An 18,590-nucleotide genomic window follows, 5' to 3' on the forward strand; every position below is an offset into this window, starting at 1 on the left:
ATCATCATCGTTCGACGTGCCCGGCGTCTACCTCCGTTAACCGAGTGTTACCCGGCGCGCCTGGCGTAGCCGGGCGCATGTTCGGGGAGCGGGCCGATGGCCACCAGGTAGCCGATCATTCGGCGCAATGCTGTTGTTCGGCTGACCAGTTTGATGGCTGGCACCGGCATGTCCTCGGCACCGGTATCGGCACCGGGCACCGCGGCGGTGACCACCCTGGCGTGAATCAGCCGTTGTACCGCCTGCAGCAGCGTCGTGGGCATCCAGCGGCGTGCCTGCACCCGCGCCAGCTGCCGCTTGGAGACTGAGCCACGGCGCAGCGGTTCGGCGAGCAGACGCGCGGCGGCTACCGCGTCGGCCACCGCGAGGTTGATGCCGACACCGCCCACCGGCGACATCGCATGCGCGGCGTCGCCGATGCACAGCGCGCCGTCGGTATACCAGCGCCGCAGCCGATTCACTTGCACGTCAAGCAATTTCACGTCATCGAAGGAACTCAGCGCGTCAACGCGGTCGGCGAGCCAGGGCACCATGTTCACCAGCGCGCGGTGCAACGCTGCGATCCCCTCGGACCGCAAACGTGTGTCGGTTCCCTTGGGAATGATGTAAGCGATCTGGTAGTAATCCCCGCGATCGATCATGATCGCTCCGTGCCCGGCCCGGAAAGTGCCGGCCAACCCGCTCGGATCGCCGGAATAGCGAGGCAGCCGGAACCACCACACGTCCATCGGGGCCCCGAAGACCTGCGGTACCAGCCCCAGCGCCGAGCGCACCGTCGATCCGCGGCCATCACAGGCCACCGTCAGCGCTGCCCGCATCTGTTTGTGGTCGCCGCCCGCGTCGCGATACGTAACGCCGATTACGCGCTCGCGGTCGGGCCCCGAACCGCGCAGCACCCCCGTCGCCTCTGTGCTGCGCAGCAGGCGGAAGGTGGGCTCAGGCTCGGCGCTGGCGGCCAGCAGCTCCAGGAAGTCCCACTGCGGCACCAGCGCGATGTGTTGATGTGCGCCCGGGAGGCGACTCAGGTCGAGGTTTACCGGTTGGCCTTGCAGCTCTATCCGGATGGTGTCGATGAGGCGGTGTGGCAGCTGGGCGAACCGCGAGCCCAGACCGAGTTCGTCCAGCAGGCGCAGCGTGCTCGCGTGCACGGTGTCGCCGCGGAAGTCACGCAGAAAGTCGGCGTGCTTTTCCATCACCGTGACGTCAATCCCGGCGCGGGCTAACAGCAGCCCAAGCATCATGCCCGCCGGTCCGCCCCCGACGATGAGACACGTGGTTTCGTCGCTTCTGCCAGGCACCAGCCGATCTTGGCATATTGGTCTGCCGGTGCCGCGACTAAGCGAGGCTAATAGTGTGAGCCCGGTGAACGGGTTCCTGAATTGGTGGGACAGCGTCGAGCTGTGGCTTTCCGGCCTGCCCTTCGTGCTGCAGGCGCTGGCGGTGATGCCGGTGGTGCTGGCCCTGGCCTACTTCACGGCGGCGCTGCTGGACGCACTGCTGGGTAAGGGAATCCGGCTGATGCGCCGTGCCCGCCACTCCGATGAGGCATCGGGGTAACCCCCAATGACGAAGATGCCTAAATCACGCGTCACGCTGGTTCTCGTCGCGCTCATTGTGCTGGTGATCGTCACCTGGTTTGCGACGCACTGAGACCCCGCTCGAGGTGACAGTGCGGCGAACTCTGTTAGGCTTCGCGCCATGCACGCAGCAGCCCACGCATTGCAGCGCGATGCTGTCGCGCTCGGCTGCGCAATCGAGGTCGCGGTGCTGTGCGCCGTGGCCGACGTGCACTGTTGTCGCTGACTCCAAACCCGTGCGCGGTCTGGCGTGGAGTTGGCGCAATTCCCCAGTTCTCATCGACGCCTTCCGACGCCTCTCCGAAGCCACGGGACAAGCCAAAACCACAAGTCCCGCACTGGAAGGTCGCCAATGTCACCCCCCAGGAGCACACCGCGCTGGCGGCAGATCCTGGCGCTGCCCCTAATCGCTGCCCTGACCGCCGGGGTCATCGCGGCGTGCAGCGGCGGCCCCAGCGACGTCGTCGGCAGCGGCGGTTCCGGCAACGCGCACACGAGCATCACCCTGGTTGCCTACTCAGCTCCCGAACCAGGCTGGAGCAAGGTGATTCCGGCGTTCAGCGCATCCGAAGAGGGCAAGGGCGTCCAGGTGATCACCTCCTATGGCGCCTCCGGTGACCAATCCCGCGGGGTTGCCGACGGCAAGCCGGCCGATCTGGTGAACTTCTCGGTCGAACCCGACGTCACTCGACTGGTCAAGTCCGGCAAGGTCGCCAAGGACTGGGACACCGACGCCACCAAGGGGATCCCGTTCGGATCGGTGGTGACCCTGGTGGTGCGCAAGGGCAACCCGAAGAACATCAAGGACTGGGACGACCTGCTGAGGCCAGGCGTGGAGGTGATCACGCCCAGCCCGCTGAGCTCGGGCTCTGCGAAATGGAATCTGCTGGCCCCGTACGCCGCCAAAAGCGAAGGCGGCAGGAATGGCCAGGCGGGGATCGATTTCGTCAGCCGATTGGTGCGCGAACACGTCAAGATGCGCCCGGCATCAGGACGTGAAGCCACCGATGTCTTCGTACAGGGCAGCGGGGACGTGCTGATCAGCTACGAGAACGAGGCGATCGCCACCGAACGGGCCGGCAAGCCGGTCGAACACATCACGCCGCCACAGACCTTCAAGATCGAAAATCCGCTGGCGGTGATCAACACCAGCGCCCACCTCAGCGTCGCGATCGCATTCAAGAACTTCCAGTACACCGCCCAGGCCCAGTCGTTGTGGGCCCAAGCCGGCTTCCGGCCGGTAGATCCCGCGGTCGCGGCCCAGTTCCGCGATCAGTTCCCGGTGCCGCTCAAACTGTGGACCATCACCGACCTGGGCGGCTGGAGCAAAGTAGACCCGCAGCTGTTCGATAAGAGCACCGGCAGCATTACCAAGATCTACACGCAGGCCACCGGATGACGACGATCAGCCGTGACTCCGAGGTGATCGGGCCCAACGTGGACAAGCCCGGCGAAGGCCGGCCACGCTTCACCCGCACGATCTCCTTGCGCGTCGGCATGGCCACCCTGTGGCTTTCGGTGATCGTGCTGCTGCCGCTGGCCGCCATCGCCTGGCAGTCGGTCGATGGCGGCTGGCAGGCCTTTCGGCTGGCGGTCACATCGCACGCGGCGCTGGATTCGCTGCGGGTCACGTTGACCATTTCCGCCGGAGTCACGGTGATCAACACGGTGTTCGGGCTGCTCATCGCCTGGGTTCTGGTGCGCGACGACTTCGTGGGCAAACGGCTGGTCGATGCCATCATCGACCTGCCGTTCGCGTTGCCCACGATCGTCGCCAGCCTGGTGATGCTGGCCCTGTACGGGACCAACAGCCCGGTCGGACTACATCTGCAGCACACCGAGTGGGGCGTGGGGGTGGCGCTGGCGTTCGTCACGCTGCCGTTCGTGGTCCGTGCCGTGCAACCGGTGCTGCTGGAAATCGATCGGGAGACCGAGGAAGCCGCGGCGTCGCTGGGCGCCAACGGCCCGAAGATCTTCACCTCCGTCGTCTTGCCCTCGGTGACACCGGCCTTGTTGTCCGGCGCCGGGCTGGCATTCTCGCGGGCCATCGGCGAGTTCGGATCGGTCGTGCTGATCGGTGGTGCGGTACCGGGAAAGACCGAAGTCTCCTCGCAGTGGATCCGTACCCTGATCGAGAACGACGACCGTACCGGTGCTGCCGCGATATCGATTGTGCTGCTGTCGATTTCGTTCGTGGTACTGCTGGTGCTGCGCGTCGTAGGCGCGCGGGCGGCCAAGCGTGAGGAGCTGGCCGCGTGACGACGTCGCCCAAAGTTCGCTATCTGCTCCGGTATACCGCGCTTGCGTACGTCTTTGTGCTGCTGATCGTCCCGGTGGCGCTGATCCTGTGGCGCACATTCCAGCCGGGGTTGGGTCAGTTCTATGCCTGGGTGAGCACGCCGGCGGCGATATCCGCGCTGAATCTCTCGCTCTTGGTGGTGGCCATTGTGGTGCCGCTGAATGTGATCTTCGGTATCCCGACCGCGTTGGTGCTGGCGCGCAACAGGTTTCGCGGCAAGGGCATTCTGCAGGCGGTCATCGATCTGCCGTTCGCGGTTTCGCCCGTCATCGTGGGTGTGGCGCTGATCGTCCTGTGGGGGTCGGCCGGGGCGTTGGGATTCGTCGAGAAGGATCTTGGGTTCAAGATCATCTTCGGCCTGCCCGGCATCGTGCTGGCCAGTATCTTCGTCACCCTGCCGTTTGTGGTGCGCGAAGTCGAACCGGTGCTGCACGAGTTGGGAACCGACCAGGAGCAGGCGGCGGCCACGTTGGGCGCCGGCTGGTGGCAGACCTTCTGGCGGATCACGCTGCCGTCCATCCGCTGGGGTTTGACTTACGGAATCGTGCTGACCATCGCGCGTACTCTCGGCGAATACGGGGCAGTCATCATGGTGTCGTCCAACCTGCCGGGGGAATCGCAGACGCTCACATTACTGGTCTCAGACCGCTACAACCGCGGTGCTGAGTATGGCGCGTACGCGCTGTCGACACTGCTCATGGCTGTTGCGGTGGTGGTCCTGATCGTCCAGGTGATCTTGGACGTCCGCCGGGCACGAGCGGCCAACCAGGCCTGAGAAGGAGACCGTGATATGACCGCCGCGACCGAACACCACAATCCTGGCGACCACGCGATCACCGTGCGCGACGCCAACAAGCGTTACGGCGATTTCGTCGCGCTGGACCAGGTGAACTTCGTGGTTCCCGCCGGATCGCTGACCGCTCTGCTGGGCCCGAGTGGTTCGGGCAAGTCGACATTGCTGCGCACCATCGCCGGACTCGACCAGCCCGACACCGGAACCATCACGATCAACGGTCGCGATGTCACCCGGGTGCCACCGCAGCGCCGCGGCATTGGTTTTGTGTTTCAGCACTACGCGGCGTTCAAGCACTTGACCGTGCGCGACAATGTGGCGTTCGGGTTGAAGATCCGCAAGCGGCCCAAGTCCGAGATCAAGCAGAAGGTGGACAACCTACTGGAAGTGGTGGGGCTCAGCGGTTTTCAGAACCGCTATCCCAATCAGCTGTCCGGCGGGCAGCGACAGCGGATGGCGCTGGCCCGGGCACTGGCCGTCGACCCCGAAGTGCTGTTGCTGGACGAGCCATTCGGTGCTCTGGACGCCAAGGTTCGCGAGGACTTGCGGGCCTGGCTGCGCCGCTTGCATGACGAGGTGAACGTCACCACGGTGCTGGTCACCCACGACCAGGCCGAGGCACTGGATGTGGCCGACCGGATCGCGGTGCTCAACAAGGGACGGATCGAGCAGGTCGGGTCGCCAACCGACGTCTACGACACCCCCGCCAACGCCTTTGTGATGTCCTTCCTCGGCGCGGTGTCCACCCTGAACGGTGCCCTGGTGCGTCCACACGACATCCGGGTAGGCCGTAACCCGGCGATGGCTGTTGCCGGCGGTGACGGCTCCGCGGAATCGATCGGGGTGGTACGCGCCACCGTCGACCGGGTGGTGCTGTTGGGTTTCGAAGTGCGGGTGGAACTGACCAGCGCGGCCAGCGGTGCGCCGTTCACCGCCCAGATCACCCGCGGCGACGCTGAGGCGCTGGCCCTGAAAGAGGGCGACACCGTCTACGTTCGTGCTACCCGGGTTCCGTCCGTCACGGACGAGGTTGTGGTGGCCGGTGACAAAAGTACGTTGACACGCGCGTAGTGCGGCTACGGCATGGTGAAGACCAGCGCCACCGCGACGACGACGAACAGCAGCACGAAGATGCCGACGGCGATGAGGCTGGTCACCGCCAGTGGGGTCATTCGCCGCTTGGGGCGTGGCTGCTGCTCGGAGAGGCCGGACGTCTGCGCCGAGTCCGGGGGAGTGGAACCCGGCGGTACGCCGCTACCGGGCTCGAGGCCCGGCGTCCTCGACGGGTCGGGATCCGGGGGCAGTGCGGTCATGGCTCGCGGGTACCCCGTCGGGCGCATGTCACACGGACTCAGGAGTCTCAATTGTCACAAGAAGTCCCGGGTATGCCGCTTTGCCCGCCTCTGCGCGACAAATTCAACTGCCGCCGGAATTGTTTACTGGAAATTGCCGTCAGGCCGCGATCCGCTGCGCGGTCGCCGCATCGAAGCGATCCAGGACTGTCTCGGCCACCAAGCGGTGCGCCCCCAGCGGTGCCGCCATCGGGATGCCGGCGCCGTGGGCGAAGCGCTGCACTCGATCGGGCAGCCGGCCAGGCGCCAGGAACCACGGGGCGATAACCACCCGGCGGGCGCCGCGCCTGCGCAACCGATGCACGGCGTCGGCCAGTGACGGTTCCGGACGGGTGGCGAAAGCCGTCGTCGCGGCCGTCCACCGTGTGCCGTCCAACAGCTTTGGCGCAACCTCTGCGGTGCGAGCGTTAGCGGCGGCGTTGGATGAGCCGATAGCCACCACGAGCACACCTAGCCGGTCATCGAGTCGGGAAATCCCGAGTTCGGTTACCCGCTGACGCAGCACTGATACCAGTCGGTCGTCCTCGCCGAGCACCTCGGCCTGGCACACGTCGACCCCACGTTCAGCGGCGCCACACTCAGCGATCTGGCGGGGGATGTCGATGCGGGCGTGGTAGGCATTGGCCAGCAGGAACGGGGTCACCACCGCAGCGCCGGACAGCCGGGGCAGCACGTCGACCAGGCTCGGAGAGTTATTCTCGCAGAACGCAACTCGCACATCCAGACCCGGCCGCAGGCGTGCCACATGTTGCGCGACGGCCCTTGCGTTGGCCGCCGATCGGGGGTCCGCACTTCCGTGCGCGGTCAGAACCAGGGAGGTCACGAGGCGTGCAACCCACATTCGGTCTTGGCCAGCCCCTGCCAGCGTCCACTGCGCGGATCGGCGCCCTCGACGGGCTTGGCCGTGCACGGGGCACAGCCGATCGACGGATAGCCTTCGTGCACAAGAGGGTTGACCAGCACATCGTGCTCGCTGATGTAGTCCTGCATGTCCTCGTCCGACCATGCCGCCAGTGGATTGACCTTCACCAGCTTGAACGCTTCGTCGAAACTGATCAGCGGGGCGTTGGCGCGGGTGGGCGACTCGACCCGGCGCAACCCGGTCACCCAGGCCGAATACCCGCGCAGTGCCTTGCCCAGCGGGACGACTTTGCGCAGCCGGCAGCATTCGCCCGGGTCGCGGGCGAATAGGTCCTTGCCCAGTAGTTCGTCCTGCTCGGCAACCGTGTTCTCCGGGGTGACGTTGACAATCCTTATGTCGTAGACGGATTCGATCGCGTCCCGGGTGCCGATCGTTTCCACGAAGTGGTAGCCGGTGTCCAGGAACATCACCGGTACACCCGGGCGCACCTTGGCCGCCAGATCGACCAGCACGGCGTCCTGCATGTTGGAGGCCACCACGTAGTTACACGTCGCCCACCCGCGGGGTCCGTTGACGCCGCCGAAGGTTTGCTCGGTCCACTGCATCAGTTCGGTGGCGCTGGCTCCGTCGAGTTCTGCCGCGCCGCGCGCAGCGAGGTCCCGCAGCTCGGCTTCAGTCAGTCTGGTCGCCTCGCTCATCGCAAGTCGTCCTCCTCTGCGCGAATCGCCCACTGCGCAAAGCGTTCACCCTCGTTGCGGTGCTTGAGGAAGTTGCGGGTGACCCGGTCGATGTAGTCGCCGAGCTCGTCGCTGGTGACCTTGTGCTGGCGCAGCTTTCGGCCGAAACCGCTGTCCAGGCCAAGGCTGCCGCCCAGATGTACCTGGAAGCCCTCGACGGACCCGCCTTCGCCGTCGTCGACCATCTGACCTTTGAATCCGATGTCGGCGACCTGAATTCGGGCGCACGAGTTGGGGCAGCCGTTGATGTTGACGGTGACCGGCACGGCGAGCTGAGAGTTGATGTCGTCGAGCCGGCGCTCCAGCTCAGGCACCAAAGACTGTGCCCGCACCCGGGTTTCGGCAAAGGACAGCTTGCAGTACTCGATCCCACTGCAAGCCATCAGGTTTCGGCGCCACTGCGAGGGACGCGCGGTGAGATCCAGTGCCTCCAGCCCGGCAAGCACCTCGTCTAGCTTGTCGTCGGGTACGTCCAGGATGATGAGCTTCTGGTAGGGCGTGAACCGGATCCGGTCCGAGCCGGCGAGTTCGGCCAGCTCTGCGACAGCGGCCAGGGTGGTACCGGAAACCCGCCCGGCGATGGGCGAAACGCCGACGGCATTGAGTCCGTTCTTCAACCGCTGCACTCCGACGTGATCGATGGGATGTGCGAGCGGCGTGGGCGCCGGACCGTCGATCAGCGGTCGGTTGAGGTACTCCTGTTCGAGAACTTCCCTGAACTTGTCTATACCCCAGTCCTTGACCAGGAACTTCAGCCGCGCCTTGGACCGCAGTCGCCGGTAGCCGTAGTCGCGGAAGATCGACGTGACCGCTGCCCACACCTCGGGCACCTCGTCCAGCGGCACCCAGACGCCGAGCCGCTGGGCCAGCATCGGGTTGGTAGACAACCCGCCACCTACCCACAGATCCAGGCCGGGACCGTGCTCGGGGTGGTTGACGCCGATGAACGCGATGTCGTTGATCTCGTGCGCGACGTCCTGCAGCCCCGAGATCGCGGTCTTGTACTTGCGTGGCAGGTCGGAGAACTCGGGCTTGCCGATGTAGCGGCGCACGATCTCGTCGACGGCCCAACTCGCGTCGAGCACCTCGTCGAGCGAGTCGCCGGCCAGCGGCGAGCCCAGCACCACACGCGGGCAGTCGCCGCATGCTTCGGTGGTCTGCAATCCCACCTCGTCGAGCCGGCGCCAGATCTCCGGGACGTCCTCGACCCGAATCCAGTGGTACTGCAGGTTCTCCCGGTCGGAGATGTCGGCGGTGTCGCGGGCGAACTCGATGGAAATCTGGGCCAACGTACGCAGCGCGGTGGTGGACAGCGCGCCGCCGTCGCAGCGCACCCGCATCATGAAGTACTTGGCCTCGAGCAGGTCCATGTTGTCGTCGCCGGTGAATGAGCCGTCGTAGCCCTGCTCGCGCTGGGTATAGAGGCCCCACCAGCGGAAGCGCCCGCGGAGGTCGTCCTTTTCGATGCTGTCGAATCCGTTTTTGGCGTAAATGTTCTCGATGCGCTCACGCACATCGAGCGGGTCGCCGGCCTTCTTCATCTCCTCGTTGGGGTTCAGCGGCTCGCGATTCCCCAGCGCCCACTGGCCCTCATTACGAGGGGCTTTGGCAGGACGTGCGGTGGTCATTCGACGGTTCTCCTTCGCGAACGTCGTCGGCCCTGGACGCGCAGAACACCGGTTCTTACCGGCGGCGCAGATCCGGAGGCCAGTGGAACTACTGGTGGGCTGGGTCTACGACATCAAGGCAGACAGATACAGCTGCAGACACGCTTGAGGTCGATATGCCGCCGGGTAACGAGCGCTGGCCAAAGAGGGCTGCGCAGGCTCGGATTGGCGGCGGTCACGCGCCTATTCTGCCATGGATGGCCGCCAGCCGTGCGACCAGGTCAAATTTCTTCTCATGATGATTAAAACTAACCAGCAATCCTGGGTGCCCGGACAAACCAAACCGGGAATCCCCTGAGAAATGGGCTGAACGGTCCGAAGCGGTGGCATCATTTGGCATGACCGTTCCCCAGGCTCCGCCCGACCTGCCCGACTTGCAGCCGCGGCCTGGAGGGCCGTTCGGGGTGTACGTGCATGTCCCGTTCTGCATCACCCGCTGCGGCTATTGCGACTTCAACACCTACACACCGGCCGAGCTGGGCGGCGTCAACCCCGACGCCTGGCTGGTGGCGTTGCGGGCGGAACTTGAACTGGCCGCCGCGCGGCTCGGCGCACCCACGGTCGACACGGTGTTCGTCGGCGGCGGCACGCCATCGCTGCTCGGGGGTGCGCGCCTGACCACGCTGCTCGACATGGTGCGCGACCACTTCGAGCTGGCGCCCGACGCCGAAATCACCACTGAGGCCAACCCCGAGTCGACCTGGCCGGACTTCTTCGACGCGATCCGGGCGGCCGGCTACACGCGGGTGTCGCTGGGCATGCAATCGGTGGTGCCGCACGTACTCGGGGTGCTCGACCGGGTGCACACGCCCAATCGGTCGGCGGCCGCCGCCCGCGAGGCGTTGGAAGCCGGCTTCGAACACGTCAGCCTCGATTTGATCTACGGAACGCCCGGGGAGTCCGATGATGATCTGCTGCGCTCCGTGGAAACCGCGGTAGCAACCGGGGTGGATCACGTATCCGCGTATGCCTTGGTCGTTGAGCCGGGCACCGCACTGGCCCGACGGGTCCGCAGCGGTGAGTTGGCCGCGCCGGACGACGACGTGCTCGCGCATCGTTACGAGTTGGTCGATGCGCACCTGTCCGCAGCGGGGCTGGGCTGGTACGAGGTGTCCAACTGGTGCCGCCCGGGTGGTGAGTGCCGGCACAACCTGGGTTACTGGGACGGTGGGCAGTGGTGGGGCGCCGGGCCGGGGGCACACGGGTATGTGGGCGCGACTCGTTGGTGGAATGTCAAGCACCCCAACACTTATTCCCAGATACTCGCCGACCGGACGCTGCCGGTTGCCGACTATGAGCAGCTCGGGACCGATGCGCTGCACACCGAAGAGGTGTTGCTGAAAATCCGGCTGCGCCAAGGGCTGCCGGTGGACCGGCTGGGCACCGCAGAACGCGAGCGCGCCGAGCAGGCGGTGACCGACGGTCTGCTGGTATCCGAGGGGGACACGCTGGTCCTCACCGATCGGGGACGGCTGCTGGCCGATGCGGTAGTGCGAAACGTGTTGGGCTGACGCTCTTTTCAGGTGGTATGGAACAAATCGCCGACGATGCGGGCGATCTCGATGTAGAGCGGGATGCCGATCGTGACGTTGTAGGAGAACGTCAAACCCAGTGATGCAGCCAGCGGCAGCGTGGGGCTGGCCTCCGGGATGGCTAGTCGCTGGACAGCCGGCACGGCGATGTAGGACGCCGCGCCACAAAGCACCGCGAACAGCACATAGGTACCCGGCTTGAAGTCGCTATCGGTGAGGTAGGCGTAGCTGTGGGCGACGAAGATCCCCAGCGTCGCAAACAGATTCGGCGCCAACAGGCCAAAGAAGATGAACCCGCCCCCGGCTGACCTCAAATCGCGCAGCTTGCGCGACGCGGTCATTCCCATCTCGAGCAGGAACAGGGCGAGCACGCCCTGGAAGGCCGTGACGAAGAAGGTGTCGTCGTCGTGGACGACCTTCTCGCCCTGCAGCCCGCTGACGAGGCCGATGATGATGCCGCCGAGTAGCAGGACCAGGCCGGGGTTGAGGAAGACCTCCTGAAAGAGCTCGCGGGAGAACAGTGATTCCTTCTTGGCTTTCTCGACCGTCTCGGGGTCCCACTCGGGATGCTCGCGTTTTTCCAGCGAGATCTCCAACTCCTGCTCGATCCCGCGTTCGTGCTGGACCTCCAGGCTCTGGCCCTGAGCGGGCCGGGCGGCAGTGCCCGGCCCGAGCTTCGCGGGCGCGGTGTAGCCCGGCTCGTCGGGCATGAACCCGGACTCGTCCATGCCACGGTGGCGAAGCCGGGCCACCAGGTACAGCGCCACCAGACAGCCGGGGATCTCCATGATGGCCAGCATTACCGGCATGTAGGCGTTGAAGGCGATTCCGACGCTCGTCAGGAAGGCCACGCAGGTGGCGAAGGTGCCCGCGGAGTCCGACCCGTAATAGCCGGCCACGGTTGCCTTATCGACTCGCCGCATTCCACTGAGCCGGCTCAGCAGGAGGTACGCCAGGCCTCCGATCAGGAAGTTGAGCACGAAGCCCAAAACCATGAACCCGACGATGGTGCCGATGCTCGACGGCTTGATCTTGGCCAGCTCTTCGCCCCCGTGCCAGCCGATGGCCAGCAGCAGGTACATGGTGAGGCCCTGATAGATCACATAGGGGAACTCGAACCGCACCTTGAGAATCGGTATGAGAAACCCGAAGTAGAAGAACAACAGCAGGGGTTTGAACAGATTGTGGGTGAAGTTCTCCCAGAACTCGTGCAGCATTTGGCCCCTCCCGAGCAACATGCAGCTATCAAGGAAGCGACCGTCAGCGGGGCGACCGCGAATCATCCAAGACGACCCTGAGAATTTAACGGTGCTGATGCCAAACCGCCACTCGGACGCAGCGCCGAAAAGCCAGGTCTTTGGGATAAAAAGCGCGCAGCGGAAACCGAGCGAGCGGTGAAATGGCCGGTGATCACCACTGTGCTCGATAATGCGCCGTCAATAGGCGCCCAATAGGCGTTTTCTGTGAATGTGCTGTCAGTTTGAGCGCGACGTCACTTCGCGGAGCTGACCAGCGACGGCCGCACACCGATGTCACGCTTGCGGTGGGTCACCGAGCGCCACGCGGAGGGCGAGTAGTGCGTCGTGGTTTCTTCGAAGCCGTCGACCGTGCACACGGTGAGTACGCCGGTTTCTTGATTGATCGTGAGATCGTCGCAATCGCCTTTGATTTCTTCCCCATCAACAAGCCGGATTACGAACATTGTGCTGTCCTTCCTTGTTGCGGTCCCTGTACCGCCCTGATGCGGCGTACCCGGGGGCCACTCCGTTCCGCGTGCGGACGGAGCTTAGCGACCTACCGGGCAAACCGCGCGTCAGGCGGCTACGTCCGGTCCCGGTGATGCTAGGAGCGCTGCTGAGATGACAACAGGCCGCTGCGCGACGTGGCGGTAAACGGTTGGGAAACGTTTGGCGTCTCACATGCGAGACGCCGCTGCCGAGCATCCTTACAAAATCCGGGCCTGCCTGGGGAAACACACCTCAGTGCAGGTGTGCTGGATCGGTGGAACTTATTCATCTGGCCTGAGGTTCACCTGAACGGTACGTCGGCTCCTGACCCATTTTTGACGTGGGTGGCGCGTGCTGAAGTAGGTTAGGCTACATTTACTAGCTGTGACCGATGTCGGGGTGGAGACGAGTCCTGCCAGCACTGCATCGCAGTCGATTCCCCTGCCCGCCGACATCGATCCGGCTGATCTGGCCGCCGAGTTGGTCGCTGCGCTGCCCGAGCCGCTCGGCGAGGAATATCTGCTCTACGAGTACGACGGCCAATGGGTCCTCGCCGAAGGCGCGTACGCGATGGTGGAGCTGGACAACGACGAACTGCGTGTCATCCGTGACGGCGCCGTTCAGCGTCAGCAGTGGTCGGGGCCGCCGGGGCCGGTCCTGGGCGAAGCCATCGACCGGCTGTTGCTGGAAACCGACCATGCCTTTGGCTGGCTTTCATTCGAATTCGGCGTCTACCGCTACGGGCTGCAGCAGCGGCTGGCTCCGCACACGCCCCTGGCCCGGGTGTTTTGGCCGCGTACCCGAATAGTCGTCACCCGCAAGGACATCCGGCTTTATGGGGCGCAGGCTCGTCATCGCGAAGCGGTGCAGCGGTTGCTCGATGCCGGGCTGCGAAGCGTGCCGGTCCCGCGCGCGCTCAACTTGACCGACGATCCGTCGGGCTACCTGGAGCGGGTGTCGAAGGCCGTCGGGGAGATCGCCGGCGGCAGCTATCACAAGGTGATCCTGTCTCGTTGTGTCGACGTGCCTTTCGAGCTCGACTTCCCATCGACCTATCGGCTGGGTCGTCGCCACAACACTCCGGTGCGGTCATTCTTGTTGCAAATCGGCGGAATTCGCGCCCTGGGCTACAGCCCGGAGATCGTCGCGGCGGTGCGCCCTGATGGGACGGTGCTGACCGAGCCGCTGGCCGGTACCCGGGCGCTGGGCCGTGGGCCCGCCACCGACCGGCGGGCGCGCCAAGAGCTGGAATCGGATCCGAAAGAGATTGTCGAGCACGCGATTTCGGTTCGCTCGTCGCTCAAGGAGATCACCGAGGTCGCCGAACCGGGAACGGCGGCGATCGTCGATTTCATGAGGGTGCGCGAGCGCGGCAGTGTGCAGCATCTCGGCTCGACGATCAGTGCGCGCCTGGACGCGTCGCGTGACCGCATGCAGGCTCTGGAGGCACTCTTTCCGGCGGTCACCGCCTCCGGAATCCCGAAAGCGGCCGGGGTGGAAGCCATCCTGCGGCTAGATGACAGTCCGCGAGGCCTGTATTCGGGTGCGGTCGTGATGTTTTCCGCAGACGGCGGACTTGACGCGGCGCTGACGCTACGGGCGGCATATGCCCGGGAGGGGCGGACCTGGCTGCGGGCCGGCGCCGGCATCATCGAAGCCTCCGAACCCGAGCGCGAGTTCGAGGAGACCTGCGAGAAGCTCTCCACGCTGGCCCCGTATCTGGTTGAACGGCAATAGCTTTAGACAACGGCTTGGGGTTGTTCAGCTCGCCCTGCCGGCAGTTGCACCAGCCACGGACAACGAACCCGCGATGAACTGCGAGACGTGTGCCATCGCTTTGGGCGCTTCGGGCGATATGCGGGGCAGCGCCTGGAAGACATGCACCTGGTCCGGCCACACCTGCAATTCGCAGTCACCGCCGGCGGCGCGGATGTCAGTGGCGAGTTGGCGAGCGTCTGCCTCGAGCATTTCGGCGCCGCCGGCCTGGATCAAGGCCCGGGGAAGCGGTGGCCCGCCGGCGACATCGAGCTTCAGGCGATGGTGGGTGGGATCGACGCCGACGTGGTACAAAGCGACCACTCGGGCCGCGGCTGCGGCTCGAACGGCTGGATCGGGGCGCTGCAGTTCACGTGCGGCACACAGTTCGAAGGTCAGATCGATCAGGGGGGAGAACAGCACCAGCCCCGCCGGCGGCTTGTCGGCGACCTCCGGTTGCAGCAGCATGTCCACCGCTAAGTGGCCGCCCGCCGAATCTCCGGCGATCACAATGCGTTCCGGCGGCAAACCGCTCGCGTGTGGCAGCCAGTCCCAGGCCGCGCGCACGTCGTCGGCCGCGGTGGGGAATCGGTAGCGCGGCGCCAGTCGGTAGTCGACGCAGAACACCGGCAGTCCGGTCAGGGACGACAGCCAGGACGTCAGCCGGCGATGCGTTCGGGGCGAACACATGGTGAAACCGCTGCCGTGCACGTAGTAGATCGCTGCGCTGGTGTTGCGGCTGACGCCGGTCGGTATGCGCGGCCCGTAGACCCATTCGCCGATGACGCGGCGCCCGTCCGGGAGAACCGAGTTGACTTGCTCGACGCGGGTGCCCGCCAGCGACCGTCCGAACGTGCCCATCAGCCGGGCGATGAGCTGGCGCGATGCCCAGACGCCCCAGGCCCGGTCCGGCGGAATCGCTCCGGTGATCGGCCGTAGCATCATCGAGCTCACTGCGATTGCGCTGCGGGCTCGCAGTGACCCGCGCACCGGAACGCCGTCGTTCATGAAGGTGCAGTGAATACCAAATGGTGACGTTCGTCAATGGCACATTTGCACAGACGGCATGCGCATCGCTCAGCAGATCATTGAGCGATCCTCAAGTGCGATATCGCATCTGATATGAGTCTGATATCGCATTCTAGAGTCGCCTTTTGGGACGGAGCGCGGCTCAATCCCAATTTGGGAACTATAGCGCCGCCCCGAGTTGGGCCGCGATCGCCCGCTTGTCCACCTTTCCGATCGGCGTCGTCGGCAGCGTCGACATCGCGACCAGCACGTCCGGCCGGGCGTGGGCGGCTACCCCGCGCTGGTCGAGGTAGCTATTCAATTCCGGTAGGCTCAGCTGAGCGCCGGTGAAAACAACTGCGGCACAGATTTTTTCGCCGAGATAAGGGTCGGGCAGCGGAACGGCTGCTGCCGACCAGATCGACGGATGGCTGAGCAACTGCTCTTCGATTTCCTGCGCGGCAATGGTTTCCCCGCACCTGCAGATGACGTCTTTCACCCGCCCGGTCACCACCAGATACCCGTCGGGCCGCAACCGCACCAGGTCGCCGCTGCAATAAAAACCGTAGGGATCAAAGCTGCGCTCGTTATCGCGCTCGGCGCGAAAGTAACCGTTGATCGTGTAGGGCCCGCGCACCAGGAGTTCGCCTTCGTCGCCCGCCGCCACCGGTGCGCCTGCCGCGTCGACGATGCGCACTTCGTCGGCGGGGGATAGCGGCCGGCCCTGGGTGTGGTCGACCAGTTCGGGCGGATCGCCGATACGGGTGAAGTTGAGCAGTCCCTCGGCCATTCCGAATACCTGCTGCAGGCCGGGGGTCAGCGCGCTGCGCACCTGGCGAGCGTCCTCGGGTTCCAGTTTCGACCCGCCAACCTGCAACAGCCGCAGTGACTTCGGCGTCACCGGCTCCCAGTCGCAAGCCTGCGCCCAAAGTTTGGCCAACGCAGGCACTACCGCGGTGACGGTGACGCCGTACCGTTCGATGGTGGCAAAAGCCGCCTCGGGGCTTGGGTCGGCGCTGAAAACGACTGTCGCGCCTACCGACATCGCGCCCAGGATGCCGGGGCAGGCCAGCGGGAAGTTATGCGCGGCCGGTAGCGACACCAGATACACGTCATCGCGTGTCAGCCGGCACAGCTGGGCACTCGCCGTGGCGTTGTAGACATAGTCGTCGTGGGTGCGCGGGATCAGCTTCGGTGTGCCCGTGGTGCCCCCGGAGACCAGCAGCAGCGCGGGCGACGCGGTGTCGCAGTCAATCGTGGGCGGGTCGCCGGCGGGCAGGTCTGACCACGACACAAACGGGCCCGGATCCCCGTCGACGATCACATGACGCAACCGCGGTTGCGCGGCGACCAGCCGCTCGGCCATCGGCCGGTAGTCGAAACCGCCCGCGTTCTCGGCGATGATCAACCCAACCGCGCCACTGACTTGCGCGAAATGGCTCAGTTCGGCGAACCGGTGTCCGGGCAGGCACATCACCGGGATGGCTCCGGCGCGCAGCAGGCCGAACAGCGCCACAGCGAACCGGTTCGAATTCGGCAGTTGTAGCAGCACCCGGTCGCCGGGCGCGATGCCGAGGGTGGCGAACCACGCGGCGGCCCGGTCGCAGAGCTCGTCCAGCTCGGCGTAGGTGTGCGTGGCTGTGACATCTGCAACACCGACACGCTGTGGCCACCTCGCCGCCGCCTGGCGCAAGAGCGACTCGACGGTGCGGCCGGTCCAGTAGCCGTCGGCCCGGTAGGTGGCCTCGCGTTGGGGGGTGAAGCCGATGAACCCGTCCAGCGGCGCGGGCGCCACACCGGATTCAAGGCTGCATCCGCGGCCGGATTCGGGCGGCTGAGCAGGGGTAAGAGGCACTCGGTAGCTCCCTTGGGGGCGAGAGTGTGCTGCCCCGCCAACATAGGGTAGCGTACACGAAGTTAGGACAGCCTGAGCTAAGCAGCGGAGTTGGGGGTCTTGGGACGATGAGCCGCACGCTCGCAATCGTCGGGGCCGGAGCGAAAGCCGTGGCGGTGGCCGCCAAGTCCGCGGTACTGCGCGACATGGGCGTCGACACCGCCGAGGTTGTCGCCATCGAACGAACCGAGGTTGCGGCCAACTGGCTGCCCAGTGGCGGCTGGACGGACGGTCGGCAGCGGTTGGGCACCAGTCCGGAAAAAGACGTCGGCTTCCCGTACCGGTCTGCCCTGGTGCCGGGCCGCGACGCCGAACTCGACGAGCAGATGATTCGCTTCAGCTGGCAGTCGTATCTGGTTGCCACGGACCAATTCGTGGGCTGGGTCGACCGCGGCAGACCGGCCCCCACGCACGAGACGTGGGCCCGGTATTTGCAGTGGGTTGCCGAGGTCGCCGGGCTGAAAGTCGTTCGCGGGGAAGTACTTCAGATCGGCCTCGACGAGTCGCGAGAGTCGCGCTGGGCTCTGCACACGGCAGAGTCGAGCCTGGCCGCGGACACGTTGATGATCACCGGCCCGGGGCAGCCCGAGCGGTCCATGCTTTGCGGAGATCCGCGGGTCCTGTCGATCGCACAGTTCTGGCAGCGCGCCGGCCGGCACGATCGGATCGTCGCCGAGAATGTTGCGGTCATCGGCGGTGGCGAGACCGCCGCATCGATTCTCAATGAGCTTTTCCACCACCGTGTTTCAGCCATCACAGCGATCGCCCCGCAAGCGACCCTCTTCACCCGCGGTGAGGGCTTTTTCGAAAATTCGCTGTTTTCCGATCCCACCGGCTGGCGCAGCCTCACCCAAGCCGAACGGCGCAACTGTATTGCCCGCACCGACCGCGGGGTGTTCTCGGCACGGGTCCAGGAGTCGCTGCTTGCCGACGAGCGGATCAAGCATCTGCGCGGACGCGTCGCTCGGGTGTCGGGCCGAGACAGTCGCATCTGGCTCACGTTATCCACGGACAACTGTGGTGAGCCGCTCGAAACCCTGCATTGCTTCGACCTTGTCATCGACGGATCCGGGGCTGATCCGCTGTGGTTCGTGCCGCTATTGCACCCCGCAGCGGTGGACCTGCTGGAGTTGGGTTTGGGGGGCCCGTTGACCGGCGAGCGGCTGGAGGAGTCCATCGGTCACGACTTGGCCATAATGGGCGTCACCCCGAAACTGGTGCTGCCCAACCTTTCCGGCGTCAACGAGGGGCCGGGTTTCCCGAACCTGAGCTGCCTGGGCCTGCTGTCCGACCGGGTGCTGGGCGCCGAGATGGGCATCGAGATAAGCAGTGCCGAGACACCGGTGGGCAGGACCGGCGAGTACCAAGCCGTGTAAGTCCGGTTGCC

Annotated in this window: 18 protein-coding genes; 8 read left to right on the forward strand and 10 right to left on the reverse strand. The window is 65.5% G+C overall.

All coding sequences use genetic code 11. The annotated features are described in order from the left end of the window. Window positions 1-47: 47 nt before the first annotated feature. Window positions 48-1,241 (reverse strand): FAD-dependent oxidoreductase, encoded by a 1,194-nt coding sequence (locus tag AWC27_RS06245; RefSeq protein ID WP_245846886.1) that lies wholly within the window; start codon window positions 1,239-1,241, stop codon window positions 48-50. Window positions 1,242-1,353: 112 nt separating this feature from the next. Here AWC27_RS06245 and AWC27_RS06250 point away from each other — a divergent pair, with 112 nt between their 5' ends. From AWC27_RS06250 to AWC27_RS06270, 5 genes are all read left to right on the forward strand, one after another. Then, the gene (locus AWC27_RS06250; RefSeq protein ID WP_139836798.1) at window positions 1,354-1,557 is read left to right on the forward strand and encodes a hypothetical protein; all 204 of its coding nucleotides are present in this window, start codon (window positions 1,354-1,356) and stop codon (window positions 1,555-1,557) included. A 372-nt stretch (window positions 1,558-1,929) separates the two neighbouring features. Then, window positions 1,930-2,976: a sulfate ABC transporter substrate-binding protein gene (locus tag AWC27_RS06255; RefSeq protein WP_085669696.1), complete on the forward strand. Its 1,047-nt coding sequence runs from the start codon at window positions 1,930-1,932 to the stop codon at window positions 2,974-2,976. Next, window positions 2,973-3,836 carry a sulfate ABC transporter permease subunit CysT gene (gene cysT / locus AWC27_RS06260; RefSeq protein WP_085669697.1) on the forward strand — a complete coding sequence of 288 codons (864 nt, stop codon included), beginning with the start codon at window positions 2,973-2,975 and terminating at the stop codon, window positions 3,834-3,836. The genes AWC27_RS06255 and cysT overlap by 4 nt, the downstream gene beginning before the upstream one ends. Further along, on the forward strand, window positions 3,833-4,651 hold the full coding sequence (cysW, locus tag AWC27_RS06265; protein ID WP_085669698.1) for a sulfate ABC transporter permease subunit CysW: 819 nt from the start codon (window positions 3,833-3,835) through the stop codon (window positions 4,649-4,651). The genes cysT and cysW overlap by 4 nt, the downstream gene beginning before the upstream one ends. Window positions 4,652-4,666: 15 nt before the next feature. Then, window positions 4,667-5,740 (forward strand): sulfate/molybdate ABC transporter ATP-binding protein, encoded by a 1,074-nt coding sequence (locus AWC27_RS06270; RefSeq protein ID WP_085669699.1) that lies wholly within the window; start codon window positions 4,667-4,669, stop codon window positions 5,738-5,740. 5 nt (window positions 5,741-5,745) lie between these two features. On the opposite strand, the gene AWC27_RS06275 is transcribed toward AWC27_RS06270, so the two are convergent. The 5 genes from AWC27_RS06275 to AWC27_RS33130 form a co-directional block, all read right to left on the reverse strand. After that, entirely contained in the window at window positions 5,746-5,982 is a 237-nt protein-coding gene (locus AWC27_RS06275) for a DUF6480 family protein (RefSeq protein ID WP_085669726.1), read from the reverse strand. Between the two features lie 139 nt (window positions 5,983-6,121). Next, window positions 6,122-6,862, reverse strand: coding sequence for a sirohydrochlorin chelatase (locus AWC27_RS06280; protein WP_085669700.1), 741 nt, complete (start codon window positions 6,860-6,862; stop codon window positions 6,122-6,124). Then, window positions 6,841-7,581, reverse strand: coding sequence for a phosphoadenylyl-sulfate reductase (locus AWC27_RS06285; RefSeq protein ID WP_085669701.1), 741 nt, complete (start codon window positions 7,579-7,581; stop codon window positions 6,841-6,843). Before AWC27_RS06285 ends, AWC27_RS06280 begins: the two co-directional genes overlap by 22 nt. Then, on the reverse strand, window positions 7,578-9,248 hold the full coding sequence (locus tag AWC27_RS06290) for a nitrite/sulfite reductase (RefSeq protein WP_085669702.1): 1,671 nt from the start codon (window positions 9,246-9,248) through the stop codon (window positions 7,578-7,580). The genes AWC27_RS06285 and AWC27_RS06290 overlap by 4 nt, the downstream gene beginning before the upstream one ends. Window positions 9,249-9,361: 113 nt before the next feature. After that, a complete protein-coding gene (locus AWC27_RS33130; RefSeq protein WP_372516856.1) occupies window positions 9,362-9,466 on the reverse strand; it encodes an Ms4527A family Cys-rich leader peptide in 105 nt (34 codons plus the stop codon). Between the two features lie 159 nt (window positions 9,467-9,625). Here AWC27_RS33130 and hemW point away from each other — a divergent pair, with 159 nt between their 5' ends. Further along, window positions 9,626-10,798 carry a radical SAM family heme chaperone HemW gene (gene hemW, locus AWC27_RS06300; RefSeq protein ID WP_085669704.1) on the forward strand — a complete coding sequence of 391 codons (1,173 nt, stop codon included), beginning with the start codon at window positions 9,626-9,628 and terminating at the stop codon, window positions 10,796-10,798. A gap of 8 nt (window positions 10,799-10,806) precedes the next feature. On the opposite strand, the gene AWC27_RS06305 is transcribed toward hemW, so the two are convergent. Together AWC27_RS06305 and AWC27_RS06310 are read right to left on the reverse strand one after the other, a co-directional pair. Continuing rightward, window positions 10,807-12,036 (reverse strand): sodium-dependent bicarbonate transport family permease, encoded by a 1,230-nt coding sequence (locus AWC27_RS06305; protein WP_085669705.1) that lies wholly within the window; start codon window positions 12,034-12,036, stop codon window positions 10,807-10,809. 275 nt (window positions 12,037-12,311) lie between these two features. Then, window positions 12,312-12,521, reverse strand: a complete 210-nt coding sequence (locus tag AWC27_RS06310) for a hypothetical protein (protein ID WP_083114420.1) — start codon at window positions 12,519-12,521, stop codon at window positions 12,312-12,314. Window positions 12,522-12,930: 409 nt separating this feature from the next. On the opposite strand from AWC27_RS06310, the gene AWC27_RS06315 reads away from it, so the two are divergent. Next, a complete protein-coding gene (locus AWC27_RS06315; RefSeq protein ID WP_085669706.1) occupies window positions 12,931-14,283 on the forward strand; it encodes a salicylate synthase in 1,353 nt (450 codons plus the stop codon). A gap of 24 nt (window positions 14,284-14,307) precedes the next feature. On the opposite strand, the gene AWC27_RS06320 is transcribed toward AWC27_RS06315, so the two are convergent. Both AWC27_RS06320 and AWC27_RS06325 read right to left on the reverse strand, forming a co-directional pair. Further along, window positions 14,308-15,309, reverse strand: coding sequence for an alpha/beta hydrolase (locus AWC27_RS06320; protein ID WP_085669707.1), 1,002 nt, complete (start codon window positions 15,307-15,309; stop codon window positions 14,308-14,310). A gap of 181 nt (window positions 15,310-15,490) precedes the next feature. Then, window positions 15,491-17,104: a (2,3-dihydroxybenzoyl)adenylate synthase gene (locus AWC27_RS06325; protein WP_211281576.1), complete on the reverse strand. Its 1,614-nt coding sequence runs from the start codon at window positions 17,102-17,104 to the stop codon at window positions 15,491-15,493. Between the two features lie 167 nt (window positions 17,105-17,271). Between AWC27_RS06325 and mbtG the strand changes: the two genes are divergently transcribed. Then, complete coding sequence (gene mbtG, locus AWC27_RS06330; RefSeq protein WP_085669708.1) at window positions 17,272-18,579, forward strand: NADPH-dependent L-lysine N(6)-monooxygenase MbtG; 1,308 nt, start codon at window positions 17,272-17,274, stop codon at window positions 18,577-18,579. Window positions 18,580-18,590 lie beyond the last annotated feature (11 nt).

Source organism: Mycobacterium szulgai, assembly GCF_002116635.1.
GTDB lineage: Bacteria > Actinomycetota > Actinomycetes > Mycobacteriales > Mycobacteriaceae > Mycobacterium > Mycobacterium szulgai.